Origin of the sequence: Pinibacter aurantiacus (genome assembly GCF_019130065.1) — a bacterium.
In the GTDB taxonomy this organism is placed as follows: domain Bacteria; phylum Bacteroidota; class Bacteroidia; order Chitinophagales; family Chitinophagaceae; genus Pinibacter; species Pinibacter aurantiacus.
This window is the reverse complement of record NZ_JAHSPG010000005.1, coordinates 19,284-42,635: the sequence shown is the minus strand read 5'-3', so window position 1 is coordinate 42,635 and position 23,352 is coordinate 19,284. Positions and strand designations below refer to the sequence as shown.

Below are 23,352 nucleotides of genomic sequence, written 5' to 3'. Positions count from 1 at the left end.
CAAATTAAGACCCCAGGCCTTTGAATATTACCATCAATTTTCTACTTTGTACTCGCCCTTTCTGACCCACTAACAGACCTCTTTTTTCTTTATTCAACACCTTAAACATTTTAAAATGAAACACTCATTTGGTGCTCTTATGCTCTTCACTTGTTTGTACGCGGTTACTGCCTGCAACAACAATCCTCAGAAGCCTCAGGTAACAGATCCTACGATGCCCGTTGTCGAACATGTTGACAGCGCTGCAATAAAAACTGAAAGGAACAAAGCTACAGCCCTGGCTTCCATTGATGCTTTCAACAGTCACAATGTAGATGGCGTCTTAAAAGACGCAGTCACAGATCTGGTAGACTATGGGGACGGCTCAGGAATGGTATTTAAAGGCAGAGACTCAATAAAAGCAATGATAGCTCAGTATCTTAAAGCTTTCTCAGATACTAAGGGAGAAAACATAAGCGTGATAGCAGAAGGAAATAAAGTGGCGGTATTTGGCACCTGGTCAGGAAAATTCACCGGTGAATTCATGGGCATGAAGCCAAATGGCAAAAGCTACAAATATGATGATGTGGACATTTTCACCTTTAACGATGCGGGCCAAATTACATCGCATCGTTCTACTCAGAACGGAAAGCTTATGTGGATGCAGCTTGGAGTGAATATGAAATAACCGAGTAACTGAGTAACTGAATAACTGAATAACTGAGTGCCTCAGGGCTAAGAACGAATGTTACATTTAAACCACTCAGTTATTCAGTCATACATTTATTCAATTATTTAAACAGATCGGGATTATTTTTCTTCAACTCGGCATAAGGAATTATTGACCACTCAGGACTATCACATGCTCTTTGCACTCGGGCAAAAGTGGCGCCTATATACAATCCTTTTTTTGTCAAATAGAAATTAGCATATTTCCATACTTCAGGATCGGTGTAATCACAGTCTTCATCAGAAGTAGGCTTTTTCATTTGCGTTGGATATAGTCTCTTGAACAACTCCACTATTCCGGGCGCGAAAACCTTGCCTCTGTAATCAGACCATGCATCAGAATTCTCTCTGGGCTTGGCGCCGTTTCCCAGCCAAAACATATCTTCCAAGGTGAGCTCTTTGCCGTCTTTCGCATTGATAGTTTTGCCGTTCTCGCCAAAATCGGGATGAGCCGCGCCTTTGCAATCCCAATTAGCCCCTATACAGTAACTGATAAAATGATCATCCAGGTGGTAACTAGAGAAACTCACGTCATAGCCGAAAGACCCATCACCTCCCGCACATGAAAAACAGGCTGATAAATTGCTGTTGAAGTCTCCATCAATTATTTCATTTGCCTTTTGTATAACATCATCGGGATAACCCTTTACTATTCTAAAGGTGGTTATTTTAGTAGTAGCTTCTGTATACCATTGAATGACAAATTTATTATCAATTATTTCCAGCTTGCCTGGAACCAACTTGATGTCAGCGAATTTATATGTCTCCAATATTTCTGATGGATCACTTGTTTTTGCGGCTCCAGTTTTATTTAGCGAGTCTTTAATCACCTTTAAAGTCACCGGCAGTTTTACGCCTTTTGCACTCCTAAATGTTCCCTGCCAAACACTTCCCTTTCTCGTCAGTGAAAATTTATCCTCTGTGTCATCAGAGGTTAATTCAATGGAACCGTTTTTTGAAATGCTACCGGTTAGCTCAATATCCTGTTTTGTTTTCTTGTAGTAATAAACACCGTTAAGTATTGTGCGGTCCGAAGTATCAAGGGCCATTAAAATGGGATACTTTGACACAACTCCATCAAGCAACACAATTTGCGCTTTTACTGTAGTTGTAACCAAAACAGCAACAAAAAGAAATACAACGATTTTTCTCATTTGTGAAATTATTATTCATTCAAACCAAAAGTAAAAACTCAAAAACAGAGCGCCCATTTTTGACTTTTCACTTTTAAATTTTTACTTCTTGCTAGTGCGCTTCCAGCCAATTATCCCCAACGCCCACTTCCGCAATTACCGGAACGCCATTTGGCAGCGGCATTGCGTCTTGCATGCATTCGAGAATCACCGGTTTAATGATTTCCACTTCATCTTTAACTGCATCAAATACCAACTCATCATGCACTTGCAGAATCATTTTTGATCTAAAATTTTTCTCTTTAAATGTGGTGTGCACTTTGGCCATTGCCATTTTGATCATATCTGCCGCAGTTCCCTGGATGGGCGAGTTGATGGCATTTCGTTCTGCAAAGCCACGAACGGTAAAGTTTGACGAACCGATGTCACGCAGCCAGCGCTTACGACCCATCAGCGTTTGTACATAGCCTGTTTCCTTGGCAAAGTTTACCATGTCGTCCATGTACTTGGTAATACCGTTGAATTCTTTTTTGTAGTTATCAATGATCTCTTTCGCCTCGGTTCTGCTGATGCCAAGATTATCCGCGAGCCCGAATGCGCCTTGTCCGTAAATGATACCGAAGTTTACGCTCTTGGCTTTGTAACGCATTTCTTTGGTAACATCGGCAGCATCAACGCCGTAGACTTTTGCCGCAGTTGCCGTGTGAATGTCTATGCCGGAGCGGAATGCTTCACACATGTTCTTATCACCACTTATAGCCGCAACAATACGTAGTTCTATTTGTGAATAGTCGGCGCTGATCAGCACATGTTCTTCATTGCGGGGAATAAATGCTTTTCTTATTTCGCGGCCCCTGTCTGTGCGGATGGGAATGTTCTGAAGGTTAGGATTGGTGCTTGCCAATCTTCCCGTTACGGCAACAGCCTGCGCATATGATGTGTGCACGCGACCGGTTTTGCGATTGATCATTTCCGGTAACGCATCAACATAAGTCGATTTCAATTTTGTCAACTCGCGGTAGGCAAGAATATCATCCACGATTTTATTTTGCGAAGCGAGTTTCAACAATACATCTTCACCTGTTGCGTACTGCCCGGTGCGTGTTTTCTTTGCTTTAGGATCAAGTTTTAATTTTTCAAATAACACTTCACCCAATTGTTTTGGAGAAGATAAATTGAACCGAACACCTGCTTGTTTATAAACGTTTTCTTCTGCTTCTTTGGCAAATTTGTCAAGCTCTTTGGAATAATCATTCAGGAAATCGACATCTATTTTAACGCCTTCAAACTCCATGTCAGTAAGCACTTTCACCAGCGGGCTTTCCACTTCACGGAAAACTTTTTCTACTTCTTTCTCTTTCAACAATGGAACAAATGCATTCTTCAACTGCAAGGTGATGTCTGCATCTTCACCAGCATACTCTTTAATTTTGTCGAGCTCCACATCGCGCATATTGGTTTGGCCTCTTCCTTTTTTACCAATCAATTCTTCAATATGAACAGGTTCGTAGCCGAGGTATTGCGCACTTAGCTGATCCATGCTGCGTTTTCCATCAGGTTCAATTACGTAGTGTGCCAGCATGGTATCGAAAATTTCACCTTTCAGCTCATGGCCGTACCATTTCAATACGAGCAAATCATATTTTATATTTTGACCCACCCATTTTTTTGATACGTCGTTAAACAGCGGTGCGAATTGTTCCAGAATGCTTTTTGTTTGCTCCTGGTCTTTCGGGCAAGCAACATAGTAAGCCTCTGTTGGAGTTATAGAAAAGCTCAGACCTACAAGCTCCACATCGTTTGCGTCTAGGCCTGTCGTTTCTGAATCAAAACAAACTTCTTCAACTGCAAGTAGTTTTTTCACCAGCTCGTCGATTTCATCTTTGCCCTGTACGGCAATGTATTCGTGAGGTGTGTTGAGAATATTTTTGCCGATGATTACTTCGGTTTCTTTCTCCACCACTACAACTTCAGGTTTTGCTACAGCATTGCCAAACAAATCTGTTTGCACTCCAACTGTTGTTTTAGAAATAACAGTCGTCTCTTCATTAACAGCCACGGAGATCTCTTCGCCCAAAATCCTTTTAATAACTGTTCTGAATTCAAGCTCGCCGAACACTTCACGCAAAGCGTCTTTATTCCATTCTTTCAACTTGAAATCATCTTCATGAAATTCAACAGGAACATTGGTGATAATTGTCGCGAGCTTTTTACTTAAGATCGCATTCTCTTTTCCGTTGCGCACCTTTTCACCAAGGGCGCCTTTTATCTTGTCTGCGTTTTCTAATACATTTTCCAGCGTACCGTATTCTGCCAATAATTTCGCCGCTGTTTTTTCTCCCACCCCCGCAATGCCTGGAATGTTATCCACCGCATCGCCCATTAAACCAAGTATGTCAATTACCTGGTCTACCTCCTTAATGTTCCATTTTGCACACACTTGCTCGGGCCCCATTATTTCCACGTCTCCGCCCTGGTAGCCGGGTTTGTAGATCTTGATCTTTTCACTTACGAGTTGGCCGTAATCTTTATCCGGAGTCACCATGAAAACCTCATAACCTGCTGCAGCCGCCTGTTTGCTCAATGTTCCTACCACGTCATCTGCTTCATAACCGTCTACTTCAATGCAGGGAATATTGAACCCTTTAATGATTCTTTTGATGTCGGGAATGGCAATTATCAGGTCTTCCGGCGCTTCTTGCCTGTTCGCCTTGTAATCGGTAAAATCAGTGTGCCTTTCGGTAGGAGCTTCGGTATCGAAACAAACCGCCATGTGTGATGGCTTCTGATTGTTAATAAGTTCAAGTAATGTATTGGTGAAACCAAATTGTGCGTTGGTATTTTTTCCAGTTGATGTGATGCGCGGATTGCGGATCAATGCATAGTAGGCACGAAAAATAAGTGCCATTGCGTCCAGTAAAAAAACTTTCTTTTCCATTTCGCTAAGGTAGAGAAAGAACGCAGATTGTCAAGATTAAGAAGGAACACAGATTGTCATGATTGTCATGATTTGATATGATTTTTTTGATGGCGGTGGAATTTCTTGGTTAATACATCAGCCAAAAACGTAAAAAATCATATCAAATCATGACAATCTTGACTATCTGCGTTCTCTCTCTTATATTTACCCGCTTTTTAATCAAAAACCCTTTTCAAGCCTATTAACATGAAAAAGATCATCCTTTCCTTATGTGTTGCATTTATTGCAGCTAGTTCTTTCGCGCAAGATGCAGATCGCATTTACAAACCATTTAAAGTTGATGTTACTACCGGTGTTTCCATATTGCAAGGTTCGGGAACGAATATTGGTTTTCCGTTTGCAGTTGAGCCAAAATACGCTGTACTGGAGCAACTCTCTGTAGGTATCCGCTGGGAGGGACTTATGGGCCTTCACAACATTTATTCAGATGTTGACAACAGCTCTGAGGCAGACGTAACATTTGGTTCATCTTACCTGGCAACGGCTGATTACTATTTAAGCAACAACACATTTAGACCCTATGTGGGTGCCGGCCTTGGCGTGTACAAAACAAGCAAGGTAACCTACAAAGGCACCGATGATGAAACCTATGATTTCGATGTGCCTAAGTCCTCGAAGTTTGGCGGTATGTTACGTGCTGGTTTCGAAGTAACGCATTTCAGAATGGGCCTCGAATACAATTTTGTGAACAACACTTTTGTAAGCCCCTATACCAACAAAAGCATCAAAAGCGGCTACTTCTCCATTAAAGTGGGTGTGCATATTGGTGGCGGAAAATACAATTAGGATACGTTAGATTATGGGATTGTTGGATTGTTTGTAATTTACTCCGCTGCTTAACTATTGATTAGAGTTTCCAGCAGATAAGTTCAACATCTGTGCATTATCTTAAAAAGCAATCCAACAATCCTTCAATCCTACGAATCCAAATTCAGACAATTGTATTCAGCACCAACACTCCAACTAACCCCAGCACACTAACAATCGTTTCCATCAACGACCACGAAGCGAAGGTTTGCTTTAAGCTAAGATTAAAATACTCTTTGAACATCCAGAAGCCGGTGTCATTTACGTGAGAAAACATCAAGCTTCCTGCGCCTACCGACAGCACCATTAACTCAGGTTTTGCCTGGCCATGTAATACTAACGGCGCGACGATGCCCGCAGCCGTAAGTCCCGCGACAGTGGCCGAGCCGAGCGTTATTCTTATCAACGCCGCAACGAGCCATCCGGCAATGAGTGGTGAGAAATTATATTGCGACGCCACTTTTGTGATGTAATCACCCGCACCGCTTGCGGTAAGCACTTCTTTAAATGCGCCACCTGCAGCAATGATCATCATTATAATGGCAATACCGGCAACGGCATCTGTAAACAACTGCATGGTTGATTGCATATTTCTTCCGCGCTTAATGCCCAGCCAATAACCACTGGCAATACTGGCAATCAACAAAGCAAATACAGGATCACTGATCCCTTTGCATACTTTGAAAAAATTAGTTTCTGGAGTTGTGAATGTTTGTAACAACGAAGGCAAGGCGATTAACAGGACAGGCAACAACGCGATGGTGAAACTTGTCGACACGGGAGGAAGATCGCCGGAGGTTTGCCAATTTGTTTTTGCATCTTCCTTTAAAACGATCTGAAGATTTTTAAAGCTGCTACCGAAAATAGGACCTGCAATGGCAACGATGGGCACTGCGAGTATTAACCCATAGAGCATTGTTTTGCCAACATCTGCTTTAAAAATAGAAGCCAAACCAACGGGGCCAGGATGCGGTGGCAAAAATCCATGCGTGACTGATAACGCGGCAGCCATTGGTATGGCAATGAATAAGAGGTTTTTCTTTGCAGCTTTTGCAATAGAAAAAACAAGCGGTACGAGTATCACAAAACCGGCATTGTAAAAAAGCGTGATGCCAACTAAAAACCCAGTTGATAACACGGCCCATTGAATGTATCGTTCACCAAAAACTTTGATGAGCGTATTGCTTATTTGTTGCGCCGCGCCGCTTACTTCAAGCATTTTCCCCAACACAGCACCGAGACATAGCACCAGCGCCATGCTGCCCAATGTACTGCCAACGCCATTTTGCAAAGCAAGTAGCACTTTGTCGAATGGCATTTTTAAAGCAAGCCCCACCAGTATTGCTACGATGAGTAATGCAATAAACGGACTTATTTTTTTAAGGGTAAGAAACAGCAGTAAAATGATTCCAAGGAATATGATGAGTAATGGCATAGCGGAGTAAAATTTGAAAATTTGAGGATTTGAAAATTTGAAAATGCTTCAGGCGCATCTTTGTAAGTTTATTTTTAGCTACCTGATATTTGGCGAGTAAATTAAAAAAATGAAAAGTTCCACAGAACGAATTTTCAAATTTTCAAATCCTCAAATTTTCAATTTTTTCGTACAGGGTATCGAAAACTTCAAACCGCTTCGCATACACTTCCCTCGTGCTTTCGTCTGGTAAATAATCTTTGCCGTCTGGGGGAATTAACTTCTTTACTTCTTCAATACTGTTGATGTTTTTTGTCGCGAGCATGGCCATGCAAACAGCGCCAAACGCGGATGCATCGGCCGCATTGTTTACTGTTATTTTTTTCTGTAAAATATTGGCCAGCATTTGCACCCACGTACTGCTTTGAATAAAGCCACCGGAAGCATAAATTCTACTGATGGGGCCGAAGTTTTCTTCGAGAATTTTTGCGAGCTGTGCAAAGGCAAAACAAATACCTTCTGCAACGGCACGCATAAAATGTGCCTGTGAATGTTTGGCTGTTACGCCCACGAAAGCACCTTTCGCATCAGCATCCCATACCGGTGCACGTTCGCCGTAAAAGTAAGGCAGGCAAACAAGTCCATCGGCACCTGCTGGAATTTTGCCAATGGCATCAAAGAACTTATCGAAATCTTTATCCTCTATGTTTTCATCCTGTAGCATTTGCTCCATCCACCATTTCAAAACGATGCCGCCATTGTTGATCGCACCGCCACTTACGTAGTAATCATCATTCAGAATATACGTGAATAATCTTTCTTTTTCATCGGTTTTAGACGAGCGCACCGTTTGCCGTATGGCGCCACTGGTACCGATTGTAAGCGCTACTTCTCCTTTTGCGATCGCTCCACTTCCAAGGTTGGCAAGGCATCCGTCGCTCGCACCGGGAACGAAAGGCGTCTGTGCATCTATTCCCCACTGATCGCAAAAGCTTTGCTGCAGGCCGGCTACAACAAGCAGCGGAGAAACCGGCTTCGACAATTTTGATTCGTCTATGCCCGCGAATTTCAACGCCTCCTTGCTCCACGAAAGTGTATGAATGTTGAACAACCCTGTTGCCGAAGCGATGGAATGATCTATGATAAATTGGCCGAACAGTTTGTAGAAAACATATTCTTTAATGGAAATGAATTTGTGTGCCTTTGCAAATAACGCCGGATCGTTGTCGCGTATCCAAGCTATTTTACAGAGCGGCGTCATGGGATGAAGCGGTGTGCCGGTTTGCTCAAATATTGTTTTGCCTTCCGGCGATTGTTGAAGCTTTTTTGCGTAGGCAACACTTCTGTTATCGGCCCAAGTCCACAGGGTTGATAAGGCGTCTCCCCGTTCATCTACAGCCACGAGGCTGTGCATTGCTGAGCTGAAACTCACTGCAGCCAATGTCCCCTTGCCTTTCATAAAGGCCGTTACCTGCTGCATTAGCCCGCACACTGCCTGAAAAATTTCCTCGGCATCCTGTTCGATCCCCTCAATTTTCTCTTTTTTATACCCTTCTTTGTAAGTGACGACTACTTTGCCGGAAGCCTCGCAAGCAATTGCTTTCGTGTGTGTTGTGCCAATATCAATGCCTATAAAGTATTGCATATGTGGTAAGATGTGCTTTCCGAAAATACGGAACATTTCTCCAAAAATGACTGTGGCACGACGATTGCAAAGACTGTAGAAACTATAGTTTTTTACACCAAACACAATATCTGCAAGGAAAAACGTTATTTATTAAACGTATTAAATGAAAATTATATGAAACACGCACACAAGCCGTTTATAGCCTGGCTTTTCATCTCCCTTACAGTTTTGTATGCGGCGATGGCTATTTTGATGAGCTGATTACCTCATTAAACCAGGACTGATCCGCAGATATATTTCCCCCGCCACTGGTGTTTTACCATAAAGATCTTTTAAGTCGTTGCTCACTACATATAAGGTAGTTTGAGCTCCGAGTGATAGATTGGTTTTAGCAAATGTGAACAAAGTTCTCGCATATCCCGCTGTAATTGCATGCACCGGAAAGCGGCTGTCATGGCCATATTCATCTTCGTTGAGGTTTAATTCTTCTGCAGATTTTTGTACCCACTCATACTTTCCATAAACAGTATTCTTTTTGGCAACATAGGAAACTTCTGCTAAAGCGGAATGTTCTTTGTGATGCTCGTCAACATAGTTGTATCCCCACACTGCTGCGGCATTGAGCAATTTATCATTTCCCATTCTGTGAGCATATATCGCGGAGGCTGTTGTACGGTGGACGTCTTCGTCGGGATGCAATGCTTCGGGGCTTTTTATGAATGCATGAGATGCTTGTAATGACCAGCTTTTAGAGGGATTGAAAGACAATCTTCCCGACCAGGAATCGAATTTCATTTTGTCAAAATCATACCTGTTTTCATCGGGTTCTCTACCGGTAAAGGATGAGCCTTCGAGCTTCCAGTTTTTATATCGCACGCCAAGCGTTGCCACGCCAAATGTAATGTGTGTCGCATCCTGCCAGTGATGCCCCAAAGGTGCATCGGGGTTGGAAAGCGAAGAAGGGCGATGCATGAAGGTTGTAGCACTCAAGGCGGGCTCGCCGGGATAACCAAAGTATCCATAAACATCCACATTTTTGTTGATGCGCTGCGTATAGCCCACTGACAACTCTGCAAACAGGTCATGCGGATGTTGTCTGTCCACAAGCGGTTTGTCCTTCCAGGTTTCGCCGGTTTGAAACAATAACGGGTATCCATAACCGCCGATGGTCAGCGCGTCCAAAGAAAACATGGTACTGAAATGAAAAAGGCCATTCTTTCCAATCTTTCGTTGTCCCATCGCCATGAACCAGTTGGGTGCATCAAATTTGGAATCGCCGCGACTGCCGGATTTAAATATGTCCTGCGAATTATAACGAACAAACACATTGCCGTGAAACATGAACATCCATTCTTTTTTGTGCAGCATATAACCATACATCGGCGCATTGTCTGGCAACCATGAAGTACCTGACCCATTTCTGTTCATGGGTAAGCTAAGGCTGTAAGCACTTGACATTGCCATTTCTTTATGATCATGCATATTCATGTGATGCATAGCAGGCATCGTATCTTTCGACGGCAACATGTTGTGCATGCTATGATCATGCTGCGCAAATAGAATTGTGGTCGATAACGAGAAAAATAATAAGGTAAACAATAGCCGTTTCATGATAAGTGTTTTAGTCTGAAAATAGGATCATAATTCAGCTACAAATTTCACATCGTTTAACAGGAACAGCCTTACAGAATTTCGCTTTTGTGTTATATAATTTCAGTGAGAACGGAGATTTTCATGATTATCATGATCAATGTATGATTTGAAAACGGATGAGTATTAATTTTCAAATCAAGAATCTTAACAAATCATGACAATCTTGAAAATCAGCGTTCCTTTCTTCTATTTTTGCAAAAACGACACTTAATGAAACCCACTGTCTCTATAGAATATTGCCCTAAGTGCGGATGGCTTTTGCGAAGCGCTTACATGGCACAGGAACTGTTGACTACTTTTAATGACGATCTTAAAGGAGTACTGCTAGTACCTTCCGAAATAAGCGGCCGATTTATTATCTCCATTAATGATGAAAAAATATTTGACAGAAAAGAACAAGGACGTTTTCCGGAAATAAAAGAACTCAAACAGTTGGTGCGGGATGTGGTGAATCCGGGAAAGAGTTTGGGGCATTCGGACAGTAAATAACTGAATGACTGAATGACTGAATAACTGAATGTTTCATATGCGGAGCCACTCACATTATCGACCACTCAGTTATTCAGTTATTGCTTTATGCTGCCTTATCTCTCGTACTACGAATCAATGCTATTCCGGAGAAAAAGAAAACAACTCCTAAAATAGAATAGGTAAAAATTTCTTTTACGTTGTGGGTATTGGAGCCGCCATTCATGAAGTTCATGGCCGCCATGATTAAACCAATGATTCCCAGAACCGTTAGTATGATGCCGAAGACTCTCTTTTCCATGATCGTAGTTTAGGAAATTGACTGCAAAGGGTGTGCCTCGGGGAACGACTGAATAACTGAATAATTGAATAACTCAGGAACCGAAACTAAGCACCAACCCAAAACTCATAACTCAAAACTCACAACCTATCACTTCCAACTTCCAATCTAGTTATTAAATTTGAGGCTGTATGTAGCTGACTTAATTTCAACTCAACAATTACTATTATGATAACTCTAAACAACGAAAGCGTTTTTATAAAAATCAACCCGAAAGGCGCGGAGCTTCAAAGTATTCAATATAACGACCTGGAATACATGTGGAGCGGCGATGCTGCCTTTTGGGGTAAACATAGTCCGGTGCTATTTCCCATTGTAGGCTCTTTAAAAAATGATACCTATTGCTACAAGGGAAAAGAATATCATTTGCCGCGCCATGGTTTTGCAAGAGATAAAGAATTTGATGTGAATGTGGAGAGCAATTCAAAGGCGACGTTTACTTTGGTGAGCAATGAAGACACTTTAAAGGTATATCCTTTTGCATTTGAATTGACCCTGGTGTATGAGCTCATTGGCAATAAAGTTAGTTGTACTTACGTCGTAAAAAATAACGGCAAGGAACAAATGCTTTTTTCCATTGGCGGCCATCCGGCGTTTGCTGTTCCGCTTGAAAAGGAGCTTGCTTACGCAGATTACTATCTTAAGTTCAACAAAGAAAATGAACTGCTGAAATATAAGCTGGACAATGGTTTGATATCAAAGGACACGGAAACGATCGCGCTGACGGATCACAAGCTTCCATTGAGCAAATCTCTTTTTTATGGAGATGCGATTGTATTAAAGCATTTGGAGAGCAATGCTATTTCTCTTGCTTCGCAAAAAAGCGAGCATGGTCTGCATTTTCTTTTTGAAGGATTTCCATTCTTTGGTATCTGGGCCGCAAAAGATGCGTCTTTCGTATGTATAGAACCGTGGTGCGGCATTGCAGATAGTGTAGATCACAACCAGGAATTAGCAGAGAAAGAAGGTATTGAAAAACTCGAAGCAGGTGGAAGCTGGCAGAGAAGCTGGCAGGTGGAACTGTTTTAATGAACGCTTAATGCTAAATACCTAACGCTGAACGCCTGCTACTCCGCGTTAGGCGTTCAGCGTTGGGCTTACGCTTAAAATAAAAACCCTATTAAATGAAACCGTTAAGCATTTTTACATTTTGCGTTTTAATGGCATTGAATGGATTTTCGCAAGAGAAGCCACAAACTATCGACACATCTCTCGAAAAAACGTTCGTAAAGGTTGAGATCGAATCGTCGTTTCCCGGCGGTGTGGCCGGTTGGGCTGCATACTTAAATGAAAACCTGCATTACCCTAAAGCAGCGATAAAGAAAAATATTCAAGGCACCGTGGTCGTTCAGTTCATTGTTGACAAAGAGGGAAATATTACGGACATAGCAGCGATTGCCGGCCCGGATGAGTTGCGCGCAGAGGCAGAAAGGGTGATGAAAAAGTCACCAAAATGGATTCCGGCTCAACAAAGTGGAAGGAAAGTAAAAAGTTATAAGAAACAGCCTATCACTTTCAGACTGCAATAAGGACGGAGAGTCGTTCTGCCCGCAGACAATCGTTTGCACTTAGCATGCATCACAATGTTTCCCATATTTGAGGTGAATGGGAATGGGCAACCAATAGCTGATAGTTGAATAACTGAGCAGGTTGTAACACCAAATGCTCAGTTATTCAGTAATTCAATTATTTTATTTGTTCATTACCTGCTTAGCCTCAATGCTCAAAGTAGCATGTGGCACGGCACGTAAACGGGCTTTATCGATAAGCTTTCCTGTTACGCGACAAATACCATATGTTTTATTCTCGATTCGCATTATTGCTTTTTCGAGGTGATCAATAAAAGTGATCTGGCGGCTCGCCATTTGAGAAAGCTGTTCTCTTTCCATGCTTACGCCACCGTCTTCCATGGTCATGTAACGGTTTTCACTTTCATCGCCACCCATCTCATCTTTGCGGGTAATTAAGCCTTGCAAGTACGTCAGCTCTTTTTTAGCTGCGTCCAGCTTCTTGTTTATGAGTTCTCTGAACTCTACCAGTTCTGCGTCACTGTATCTCATAGTTGGAACGGTTTGTTGCTGTGCAGGAGTATCCAGCACACTTTTAGTAAAATCTGGTTCGTATTTTTTTACCGACTTGGTTTTAATATCCGGCATTACCACTTTGGTTGGTCGTTGTTCTACAACCGGCGCCTTTTTAAATGGCGGTGGCGGTACAGTGGATTTAGGTTCTGGTTTGGGCTTTTCAACAGGAGCTGGTGACTTCTTAATGGTTTTTATGGCTGCTGCAGGAGCAGGTTTTACAGTTGATTTCGATGCTGGTGCCTTGGAAGCTGGTTCGCTTTTCGCTGCAGCCGCTGTTTTTACAGGGGCAACATGCTTGGCGGGAACATCATTTTTAACTGCTGGTTTTGTTGTTTTTTCAACGGGTTTAACCGCTTTCTTAGGTTCCGGAGTTTTGGCAACAGGTTTGGCAACGGCTTTCTTTGCTACAGGCTTCGGAGCAGGGGTTGCTTTTTTGGCAACAGGCTTAGCTGCTGCTTTTTTTGCAGGTGCTGCTTTTGGAGCAGGTTTCACAACTTTCTTAGGGGCTGCTTTTTTAGCAGCTGGCTGCGGTTTCTTCTTCGCAGGTACCGCTTTTGGAGCAGGTTTTACTGCTTTTTTTGCGGGTGCAGCCTTTTTCTTTGTTGCCATAACTGTTTTCCTTTTTCCGGTTAATCAAATAATTGGGCCCCGCAATGCGGGGGTCTGGAAAAGGCCATTATAAAAATGGCTTAGTTTATCAATTAATGGATTTTGTTACCTGGATTTTTAATGAAATATCGTTCACTTCAATTTCAGTGCCATCATTCAGTCCGTCAACAAGTTCTAACTTGTCAGCAAGGATTTCAGTGCGAATATATTCATCAAATTGGCTGACTGATTGTTTTACGATTTCACTATCAGCAAGCCTTACCATAATACGGTCCGTGAGTTCGTAGCCGTTATCCTTCCGTATCTTTTGTATTCTGTTGACAAGCTCCCTTGCATTTCCTTCGCTTTCCAGTTCTGGGGTGAGTGTAACATCCAGGGCTACTGTTAATATACCTTTGCTGGCTACCATCCAGCCGGGAATGTCCTCGCTGGTGATTTCCACCTCATTAAGTTGTAATATTAATGGTTCGTTATCAATTAACAAAGAATAAGTACCTTCTTTTTCTAACAAAGCGATGTCTTCTTGTGTAAATTGACCAATCGCAACTCCTGCCGCTTTCATTTTGCCCCCCAACTTCTTACCAAGTGCCTGGAAGTTTGGCTTGATCTTCTTCTTAATAAAGCCTTCCGTATCTGTTAAATACTGTATCTCCTTTACATTTACCTCGGTTTTGATCAAATCTTCCACTTTTTGAAGCTGCTCTTTCATGGAAGGGTTGAAAACCGGAATCAATACTTTCTGTAGTGGCTGGCGAACCTTTATGTTGACCTTTTTCCTCAGCGAGAGGATCAGAGAAGAGGCATCCTGCGCCAATTGCATTCTTTCTTCCAGCGCCACGTCGATAAATTCATCTTTCGCTTTCGGATATAATACATGGTGAACTGAAGCTGCATCTGATTTTCCCGTCACGGCGTTCAGGTTGCCGAACAGCCAGTCGGAGAAGAATGGAGAAACCGGTGCCATCAATCGGGCAATGGTTTCAAGACACTCATACAATGTTTGGTATGCGCTTATTTTATCGTGCTCATACTCGCCTTTCCAGAAACGGCGGCGGCAAAGGCGCACGTACCAGTTGCTAAGTTGTTCATCCACAAAGTCTTCTATCAAACGGCCAGCTAAAGTAGGCTCGTATTGGTTGAAGTTTTCGGTTACATTCTTCACCAAAGATTGAAGGGACGACAATATCCATTTATCGATTTCAGGTCTTTGATCTACCGGTATGTAGGCTTCTTTGAAAGCAAATCCATCTACGTTGGCATACAGCGCAAAGAACTGGTAGGTATTATAAAGTGTTCCAAAGAACTTACGCTGAACTTCTTTAATGCCTTCTATGTCAAATTTCAAGCTATCCCATGGTGAGGCATTGGTAATCAGGTACCAGCGGGTGGCATCTGCGCCAAATGTGCCGATGGTTTCAAATGGATTTACCACGTTTCCAAGGCGCTTACTCATTTTGTTGCCGTTCTTATCCAGCACCAATCCGTTGGAAACCACTGTTTTGTAAGCAACGTTGTCAAATAGCATTACTCCCAAAGCGTGAAGCGTATAGAACCAGCCACGCGTTTGGTCTACGCCTTCTGCGATGAAATCTGCCGGGAATGCTGTTCCTTTATCAATGGCGTCTTTGTTTTCGAATGGGTAGTGCCACTGCGCATAAGGCATTGCACCACTGTCGAACCAAACGTCAATTAAATCCGGCTCGCGGTGCATTGGTTTGCCATCTTTGCTTACCAAGACAACTTCGTCCACATATGGTTTGTGCAGATCAAGAATGCCGTCGTGTAAATAGTGCTTATTTACATCGCCACCCAACACTTCGTTTGCTTTTCTTATTTCTGTGTTCAGTTCTTCTATTGATCCGATGCATTTTTCTTCGCTGCCATCTGCTGTTCTCCAAACCGGAAGTGGTGTACCCCAGTAACGGCTACGGCTAAGGTTCCAGTCGACCATGTTTTCCAGCCAGTTACCAAAACGGCCCTCGCCGGTAGCTTTTGGTTTCCAGTTGATGGTTTTGTTCAGTTCCACCATTCTGTCTTTAACAGCGGTAGTTTTGATGAACCAGGCATCCAGCGGATAGTAAAGAACTGGTTTGTCAGTTCTCCAGCAATGCGGATAGCTGTGTTCGTATTTTTCTACCTTAAAGGCGCGGTTCTCTTTTTTCAGTTTTACGCTGATGTCTACGTTTACGTCAATGTAGTTCTGTTCGTCTTTGTAATTTTTTACATAGCGATGGCTGAATTCGCCGAGACCGTCTACAAATTTTCCTTCGCGGTCAACGAGTGTCAAAATGCCGATGCCATATTTTTTGCCCACTTTATAGTCATCCGCACCAAATGCAGGAGCGGTGTGTACGATACCTGTACCGTCTTCAGTGGTTACAAAGCTGTCTACTAATACGCGGAACGGATCGCCGCCGGATTTTTCAGCAGTGTTTGCTTCGTAAGGAAGCAATTGCTCATAACGCAAACCTTCGAGCTGTTTTCCTTTGAACTCCGCTAAGATCTGCCAAGGCAATAATTTTGTTTCAGCAGTGTACCCGGTAAAATCACCGTTTTCACCTTCCGGTTTGAAATATTTACCGATGAGGTTTTTCGCCAGAACAACGTTTACCGGTAAATGAGTGTATGGGTTAAATGTTTTAACCAACACGTAATCTATGTTACCACCAACCGTCAAACCAAGGTTGGAAGGAAGTGTCCATGGAGTGGTCGTCCATGCGAGGAAGAAAACTTCGTCGTTTCCGGCCGCATCGAACAAAAATTGAGAATCTCCATTTTTTGCAGCCTTAAACATTGCTACGGCACTTGTGTCCTTCACATCTTTATAAGTACCTGGCTGGTTCAACTCGTGAGAACTCAAACCTGTACCTGCAGCCGGAGAGTATGGCTGGATAGATACGCTTTTGTACAAAAGACCTTTTTCGTACAGGCGCTTCAGGCACCACCAAAGTGTTTCAATGTATTCATTTTCAAAGGTTACGTAAGGGTTTTTAAGGTCAACCCAGTAACCCATTTTAGTAGTTAGTTCGTCCCACTTGTCTTTGTAACGCAAAACTGCTTCGCGGCATTTCTGGTTATATTCGACAATGGATATTTTTTTGCCGATGTCTTCTTTTGTGATGCCTAGTTCTTTTTCAACGCCTAACTCTACCGGCAAGCCATGCGTATCCCAGCCGCCCTTGCGTTTTACCTGGAAGCCCTGCATGGTTTTATAGCGACAAACAAGATCTTTTAATGTTCTTGAAATAACGTGGTGAATTCCGGGCATACCATTCGCACTTGGGGGACCTTCGTAGAACACGAACGGTTCTGCACCCTCTCTTAATGACACACTTTTTTCAAAAGCTTGATTTTCAGCCCATTTTGCCAATATTTCCTGCTCTATTGTTGGTAGATTCAGTTGGTTGAATTCACGATATTTTGTTATAGACATAGTCAAATCTCCAATATATATAAAAATAGTTTGCAAAGGTATTGAAAAGAATGACTGAATGGCTTAAACTGAAGGGCGCGAATTATTGAATAATTGAATTATTGATGGGTGTGAGATTGTTTGTAGTCCTCTTGGCAGGGTTCATTGAAGCGCATTTTTTTAACCACGGAGGAAGGGAGTTTTTTTCACAGAGTGAGGGAGGAGCTTCTTCACAATAATCAATTATCTAGTGAAGAAAAATGGAAAAGTCGCGGACAACCTCCGTTTCCTCTGTGAAAACAACCCTGTGAACTCTGTGGTAAAAAAAGCAAATGGGCCGGAATGTCCCGGCCCATTGCATCCTTAATTTATCAGAAAACCAACCCTGTTCTTTTTAATGCATCACATTAATTTTTTGTGTCTCGACCTTGCCATTGTTTTCTATTCTCAACAAATAAACACCGGCTGACAAACCTGCCACACTAAATTTAGCAATGCCATTGTTGATTGTTCCTTTCATTACCGTTCCTCCTGTTGCGTTTAGTAACTGATAATTTGCGTGACCAATTGTTCCGGTCATGGAAATAGTTACCTTATCAACGGCAGGATTAGGGAAAACGCGTATTTCATCATTCACACATTTTACTTGAACCGGCATCACGTTGGTGTAAGTCACGGCGCTGTTTTCAACCGCTTTGATGCGATAATACCACTGTCCCTCATGCGGCGGCACGTCTGTATACGTTTTGCTGCCTGATGATACGGTTGCTACCGTTTCAAAATCGTGGCCGTTGCCGCTGCGTTGCACCTCAAATTGTTTTACCATGGTTTGCCCCTCTGTCTTGAATTGCCACGAAAGGTTCACGGAACATGCGTTGGCTGTAGCACGGCTGCCGGTAAAGTGTAACGGCAATGCCACCGCGCCACGACCCGCCATTGCTCCGAATACACTAAAGTTGTTGATACCGCTGAACTCAACATATTTTACACCTCCTTCCTCACCATATGCAGACGGCGCCAGCCAGGAAGCGCCTGTTATAGTTGCATCTGTTTGTGCATTCAACACGGTGTTTACGTCTGTGCCCGGATATTTGAACCAGAGATATTTCAACGGACCGGACACTTTAGAATCCAGGGCATTGACCGCATCGATGCTATCCTGCGGATCGTAGTACACTCTTACAGTCATGCCAGTTGGATAGTTGTTGACTCCTGCATCGTGGATGATGTACATGCGGTTAGCAAATGCCGTGGTGCGGGTTGTGTTGTCCGTTTTCACCTGGTTGTTAACTGCCGGGTTATTGTTCATGGCTGTTACGGCAAAATTGTAACCTGTGTTGCCGTTAGGATTTACTGCTGCATATTTGGCGGTGGGAGTTGCTACATTATCGACCAATACATTGCTGCCTGCTACATCTTTACAGGTAAACAGTGGTGCGGCCATTGCACTGCCTTTCGCGACGAGCACCGGATCCGGTATCTTGTTGTTGAACACTACCGAAAACACATCGGATCCGCTACCATCTGAGTCCCAGCTCACATTGTCGAAGGTAGCCACATTGCCAATAAGGGAGGCAGCAGTGATGAGTTTGATTGTTCCGGTTGCAAAGTTGCCGTCGCCATCTTTATCAATCATTAACTGGATATCCGATGCAGCATAAGCGCTTAGATCAATCGTATTGTTCAAATCCATTTGCACTTGCGTGCTACCAATGCCACTGCGAGTACGCTGTATCCTCCAATTACGTGGCAGACGCAATGCGCATGACGATGCTGTTGTGGCCAAATTGGTTGTTTGACCAGTGGTTACGCTGCCATTATCATCGCCCCAAACAAGGTAGCTGTTGTCTTGTGTGGCTATGGCGGCATTGCTAATGTTGTCTGAAGCAATGGTACCCATGCCGATAGTGAGCATATCACCTTTTGATTGGATATTTTGACTATGCCCTTGCTTTTGCACCAGCAACTCGGCGCTGTCTATAGCAATGCCGGCTATGTTGTTTGCAAAACCGTTATTCATTTTGTAAAGCGTATCGCCGATCGTACTGAAATAGTGATGGCCCAGTGTAATGCCGTACTTAATGCCGAGGTATGTTTCTACTTTATTTATCGCCGGATTGCCGGTTGCATGCACACCGGCATATGTAACCACTTCTGCCACGTCAATGGTGCCTGTACCATTTATCTGGAACGTGCCGGCATTGCTTGTGTTAAGTGCGGTAATACCTGTGGCACTTCCGTTTGCCGTTCCGTTTAGGTAGTTGTTCGCGGTGCTGCCGTTTACCGATAAAGTGCTGACGCTGTATTGGCTGTTACTAAGCGGGGCAGTATTGGAAGCGGTTACAGTGCCTCCTTTACCTACAATAGTGTTGCCGGCTGAGCCAAGTATAATACCTGTGTTGGAAGTGGTTTCTTTCCAAACAGCCAGATTATCGGTAGCAGAGTGGGGCCTAAAAACAGCATATACGTTGTAATAACTGCCACCAGTACTTGTTAACGCAGATGCATAAACGCCATCTTGACTTAAGTAGCCCGCACCACCTGTGACAGCAACTGTTGGGTTAAAGTTAAGACCTGCCGTCGCTACAGGCACAGAACCAGTAGAAACGAGATTGGTGAGCGAAGAATTGGCGCTAAGGTTGCTCCATTGTGTAGCAGGATTGCCATTAAGCTTGCTACCAGCATTATACCACGCACTCAGATTACTGATTTGTGCGCCGGGTGCGACATAAGGATAACTGATACGACTGTAGCAAAAATCTGAACCAATACGGCCGTTGATCACTTGTGAACCAAAGGTAGCGGACCCTGCCAGCGTACCGCCGGTAAACAGCATGCCAAGTTTTCCTGGTGTCACACTGTTTAAATGCTCTGCGTTTACAGAGCCACTGAGAAAGCCCCATTTCACGTTCATATTGTTATTTAAATCAACAGCGCCAACCAAACAATCATTGTTGCCGACTGAACTAAACTTTAACCCATTACCCAAATTAAGATCGTTACTATTTGAAAATCCGGCAAAGAAAAGATTGCCCGCACCATCTACTCTGATCTCATTTATGCCTTCAGAAATGCTGCCCTTAAGTTGCGTTATACCTGGTAAATCATTACCATTGGCATCTACTCCAAAAAAGAACCCGTCGTATTGACTAGATGAAGAAAAGGGTGTTCCTCCAAGGTTCATCCCTGATGTGGATGCTGAATATCCGGCGGCATATATAATTCCGTTATATGCATCGATCGAGTTCATTTGGTCAGATGCGTTCCCCATCCAGCCTTTGAGCCAGTTAGCATTGCCGGTGGCAGGATCAAGCTGCATCAGGAACATGTCAACGGAGCCGCCATTAAACGCAAGTGATTTTCCTCCAAAACTGAAGGTTCCGGGCGCACCATATCCGCCAACATATAGTTTATCATTTACCACCTTTAATGCTTTATACATTCCATCATTTGTAGTTGCATTGGGTGTGCCACCGGTACTGATCCATTTGAACGTTCCATCTGAACCAAATTTAGCCACGAAAACATCATTGCTAACAGGACTGGTCGTGTAGCTATTGGTAGCCAGTACAGCACTTCCCCAGGTTGTACTGCCCGCAGCATTCAATTTTAACGGAGAACTAGAAAAATATCCACCAATGTACAAGTCGCCGGTAATGGGATCTATTTCCAATGCATATACATTATCCGAACTGGTTCCAGCAATGTTTGCGGTCCATATTGGATTCAGGTTGTTGTCGAGCTTCATTACAAAAACATCATTTCCACCTAAATTAGTCTTGCCAAGCGCGGTTCTGCCGTTTGGCGTGATGTCAGATTGTGCCATTCCACATGCATAAATCGACCCGTCTATTGGACTTACCCGTACTCCTGTGACAACAATTGAAGTTCCCAACAATGCACGTGTCTTCACGATTGTTCCGGACGCTGTATCTGTAAGCGTTATCAGGCCGGCAAATGTTGAATTGGAGAGAGAAACGCCTCCCACTACCATGGAGCCTGTAAAATATCCTGCCGAAACCAAGTATTGATCCTTTAACGCTATGCTTGTTATCGTGTTGCCTGTTGACCCGCCCCAGCCGCCTTCGGCAAGTGGGGAGAGCAGGCTCCCGCTCGAACCGTCGAATTTGGTAATTGCGACATCTTGATAGCCATAGGCTGTTTTCGGCAACAATGTATTGGCAGATGCATTGAGCCTGTTTTCGCCACTTATTGCATATTGTTGTGCAGAGACAACATAATGATCGGGACGAACAACTACGACATCGAAAGCACTGGTCGCATTAACGCTGCTAATACCGGTAACTGCCGAAAGTCCACTCAAACTGGTGGCGTCTACAGCCAGCAGATAGCCACTATAGCCGCCTGCCGTCTGTGTTTGTATGGTGGCTGTGCCAGTCGTAAAACCGCTGCCTGTATATCCGGTCATGTAAAGACGGTTATTGGCACGATCCAGGTTTATCAGGTTTGAAACAGCAGGGGAAGCAACCGCCTGCGGAGTGGTGTTTCCATAATTTTGTGCGCGAAGTGCATTTCCATTATTGTCAAAGACTACGATGGCCAAATCGTTGCCGCCAGCTGCCGCAACAGACACTCCAGAACCTGCATTGTACGTACCGGAACCGGAAAGGAGTCCATAAACATAGCTGCTTCCGGCCGCATCCGTTGCTATGCCATAAGGAGCGAATGCAACATTGGCGGTAAGTTCGTTTTTTACCCAAATGGGTGCGCCATTGCTGCCATTTAAAGAAAAAAACAGGTAGCGGTTGCCTCCGTTGATATTGGCGGGATAACTGGTTGTTGTTACATTACCTGAACCTGTGCCGCTACAATTATTCAGCGAATAGTTAACTGTGCCCAAACCATTTGAGCTCGTATAACCTGGCAACCATCTTACATCGCCATTGTCTGCAATGTCAATGGGAGTGAAGGCAGCTTCGCTGGCGGAAGCTGCGCCAAATGTATTCGCCCAAAGAGGCACAATGGTACCGGTATTATTGTCATCATCATAACAGGCTACAAACTCATCATAATACATACCTCCGCCACCATTTACCGGAACAACCTGGGCTGCTCCACTGGTGCCGTCTGTGTAAAGTGTAAGCGAAGTGCTTCTGCTGTGCCCTTGTACAACAATGCGTGTATGTCCCCCGCCAATGTCCTTTACTATTAGATTATCCGGCACTTCGTCCGAACTACCATCTATCTTAAGCAATTTCAGTGGGGTGTAAGATCCAGCACCGGTTGCCTTACATTTCACAACAAAAGTTATGACCCCTGCTTTTTCAGAGGTCCAGGGAAGTCCCAAAAAGTCTGAGCCCGCGTTATCTGTTGAAACCCAAAACGACATGACTCCGTAAAACTGGTCATTTGCATAAGGATCTGCGGCAATTTTTGATATTTCGCGAGCGGTCGCCAACCATACCAGGTTCATATTGGCATCATAACGACCCAAACTGGCTACCTGGTTTTCTTTTGCGCCAATATCTGGCGGGGTACCATTTCCCGCTCCTTTGTAACGCACGCCGGCAGCTGGAGAAAAAACCACCCATGTTTCATTTTGAGCCACCCCGTTGACTGTGCTGGCATTAAGGGTCGGGCTAATAGAAACGGCGCCGCTTACCGAAGCAGCTGCGCCACCGGTTCTTACCCAGTCGTATTGCTGGGCATTGGCCCACTGCCCCGCCAGTGTTGCGATGCATAGTCCCAAAGCCATCGCGAAACGCTTTCTCGTTTTACAATAAAAGTGTTTTGTAAAATTTTCTTTCATTAAGGAAGATTTTAGTTTGAAAAAGGGGTAGGTACCAGGGTAGGTTTAAATTACTTATTGATTTAAAATGCGCATATACAATAACGTTAGCTAAGGGGCCGCAAAAGAAGGACGAAAAAAAATGCTGGAGCTACGGGAAACCATTTTGTTTTTAGACACCAGAAATTTTTTTTGCGTGTTCATTCGCAATTATTGAATCATTTCATTGCTGAGTGGGGGAGGATGTTATGTGAGGTACCCTTGGTGAATCTTAGTGTGCTTAGTGCCTTAGTGGTAAATGAGGGTGGCCGTTTTCTTAGCAAGCCGTGGAAGGTGATGAAATATTCATTTGAACCAATCAATTATTC

The 23,352-nt window shown here is 43.6% G+C and carries 14 protein-coding genes; 5 read left to right on the top strand and 9 right to left on the bottom strand.

Annotated elements, in window-relative coordinates:
* Window positions 1-115 precede the first annotated feature (115 nt).
* Entirely contained in the window at window positions 116-667 is a 552-nt protein-coding gene (locus KTO63_RS09620) for an ester cyclase (RefSeq protein WP_217791050.1), read from the top strand.
* Window positions 668-770: 103 nt separating this feature from the next.
* Here KTO63_RS09620 and KTO63_RS09615 read toward each other — a convergent pair whose 3' ends face one another.
* A complete protein-coding gene (locus KTO63_RS09615) occupies window positions 771-1,862 on the bottom strand; it encodes a hypothetical protein (protein WP_217791049.1) in 1,092 nt (363 codons plus the stop codon).
* A gap of 91 nt (window positions 1,863-1,953) precedes the next feature.
* The gene (gene polA, locus KTO63_RS09610) at window positions 1,954-4,779 is read right to left on the bottom strand and encodes a DNA polymerase I (RefSeq protein WP_217791048.1); all 2,826 of its coding nucleotides are present in this window, start codon (window positions 4,777-4,779) and stop codon (window positions 1,954-1,956) included.
* Window positions 4,780-5,007: 228 nt separating this feature from the next.
* On the opposite strand from polA, the gene KTO63_RS09605 reads away from it, so the two are divergent.
* Window positions 5,008-5,607 (top strand): porin family protein, encoded by a 600-nt coding sequence (locus KTO63_RS09605; RefSeq protein WP_217791047.1) that lies wholly within the window; start codon window positions 5,008-5,010, stop codon window positions 5,605-5,607.
* A 145-nt stretch (window positions 5,608-5,752) separates the two neighbouring features.
* Here the strand turns inward: KTO63_RS09605 and KTO63_RS09600 are convergent, their stop codons facing one another.
* The 3 genes from KTO63_RS09600 to KTO63_RS09590 all read right to left on the bottom strand — a co-directional run bounded on the left by KTO63_RS09600 (window position 5,753) and on the right by KTO63_RS09590 (window position 10,280).
* Complete coding sequence (locus KTO63_RS09600; RefSeq protein ID WP_217791046.1) at window positions 5,753-7,063, bottom strand: GntT/GntP/DsdX family permease; 1,311 nt, start codon at window positions 7,061-7,063, stop codon at window positions 5,753-5,755.
* Window positions 7,064-7,205: 142 nt separating this feature from the next.
* Entirely contained in the window at window positions 7,206-8,687 is a 1,482-nt protein-coding gene (locus KTO63_RS09595) for a gluconokinase (RefSeq protein WP_217791045.1), read from the bottom strand.
* Between the two features lie 243 nt (window positions 8,688-8,930).
* Window positions 8,931-10,280 carry a hypothetical protein gene (locus KTO63_RS09590; protein ID WP_217791044.1) on the bottom strand — a complete coding sequence of 450 codons (1,350 nt, stop codon included), beginning with the start codon at window positions 10,278-10,280 and terminating at the stop codon, window positions 8,931-8,933.
* A gap of 252 nt (window positions 10,281-10,532) precedes the next feature.
* Between KTO63_RS09590 and KTO63_RS09585 the strand changes: the two genes are divergently transcribed.
* A complete protein-coding gene (locus KTO63_RS09585) occupies window positions 10,533-10,811 on the top strand; it encodes a SelT/SelW/SelH family protein (protein ID WP_217791043.1) in 279 nt (92 codons plus the stop codon).
* A gap of 85 nt (window positions 10,812-10,896) precedes the next feature.
* On the opposite strand, the gene KTO63_RS09580 is transcribed toward KTO63_RS09585, so the two are convergent.
* A complete protein-coding gene (locus KTO63_RS09580; protein ID WP_217791042.1) occupies window positions 10,897-11,091 on the bottom strand; it encodes a hypothetical protein in 195 nt (64 codons plus the stop codon).
* 207 nt (window positions 11,092-11,298) lie between these two features.
* On the opposite strand from KTO63_RS09580, the gene KTO63_RS09575 reads away from it, so the two are divergent.
* Entirely contained in the window at window positions 11,299-12,159 is an 861-nt protein-coding gene (locus KTO63_RS09575; RefSeq protein ID WP_217791041.1) for an aldose 1-epimerase family protein, read from the top strand.
* A 95-nt stretch (window positions 12,160-12,254) separates the two neighbouring features.
* Window positions 12,255-12,659, top strand: coding sequence for an energy transducer TonB (locus KTO63_RS09570; protein WP_217791040.1), 405 nt, complete (start codon window positions 12,255-12,257; stop codon window positions 12,657-12,659).
* 162 nt (window positions 12,660-12,821) lie between these two features.
* On the opposite strand, the gene KTO63_RS09565 is transcribed toward KTO63_RS09570, so the two are convergent.
* From KTO63_RS09565 to KTO63_RS09555, 3 genes are all read right to left on the bottom strand, one after another.
* Entirely contained in the window at window positions 12,822-13,823 is a 1,002-nt protein-coding gene (locus KTO63_RS09565) for a TraR/DksA family transcriptional regulator (protein WP_217791039.1), read from the bottom strand.
* An 88-nt stretch (window positions 13,824-13,911) separates the two neighbouring features.
* Window positions 13,912-17,256, bottom strand: a complete 3,345-nt coding sequence (gene ileS / locus KTO63_RS09560; RefSeq protein ID WP_217791038.1) for an isoleucine--tRNA ligase — start codon at window positions 17,254-17,256, stop codon at window positions 13,912-13,914.
* 373 nt (window positions 17,257-17,629) lie between these two features.
* A complete protein-coding gene (locus KTO63_RS09555; RefSeq protein ID WP_217791037.1) occupies window positions 17,630-23,005 on the bottom strand; it encodes a T9SS type A sorting domain-containing protein in 5,376 nt (1,791 codons plus the stop codon).
* Between the last annotated feature and the right edge of the window lie 347 nt (window positions 23,006-23,352).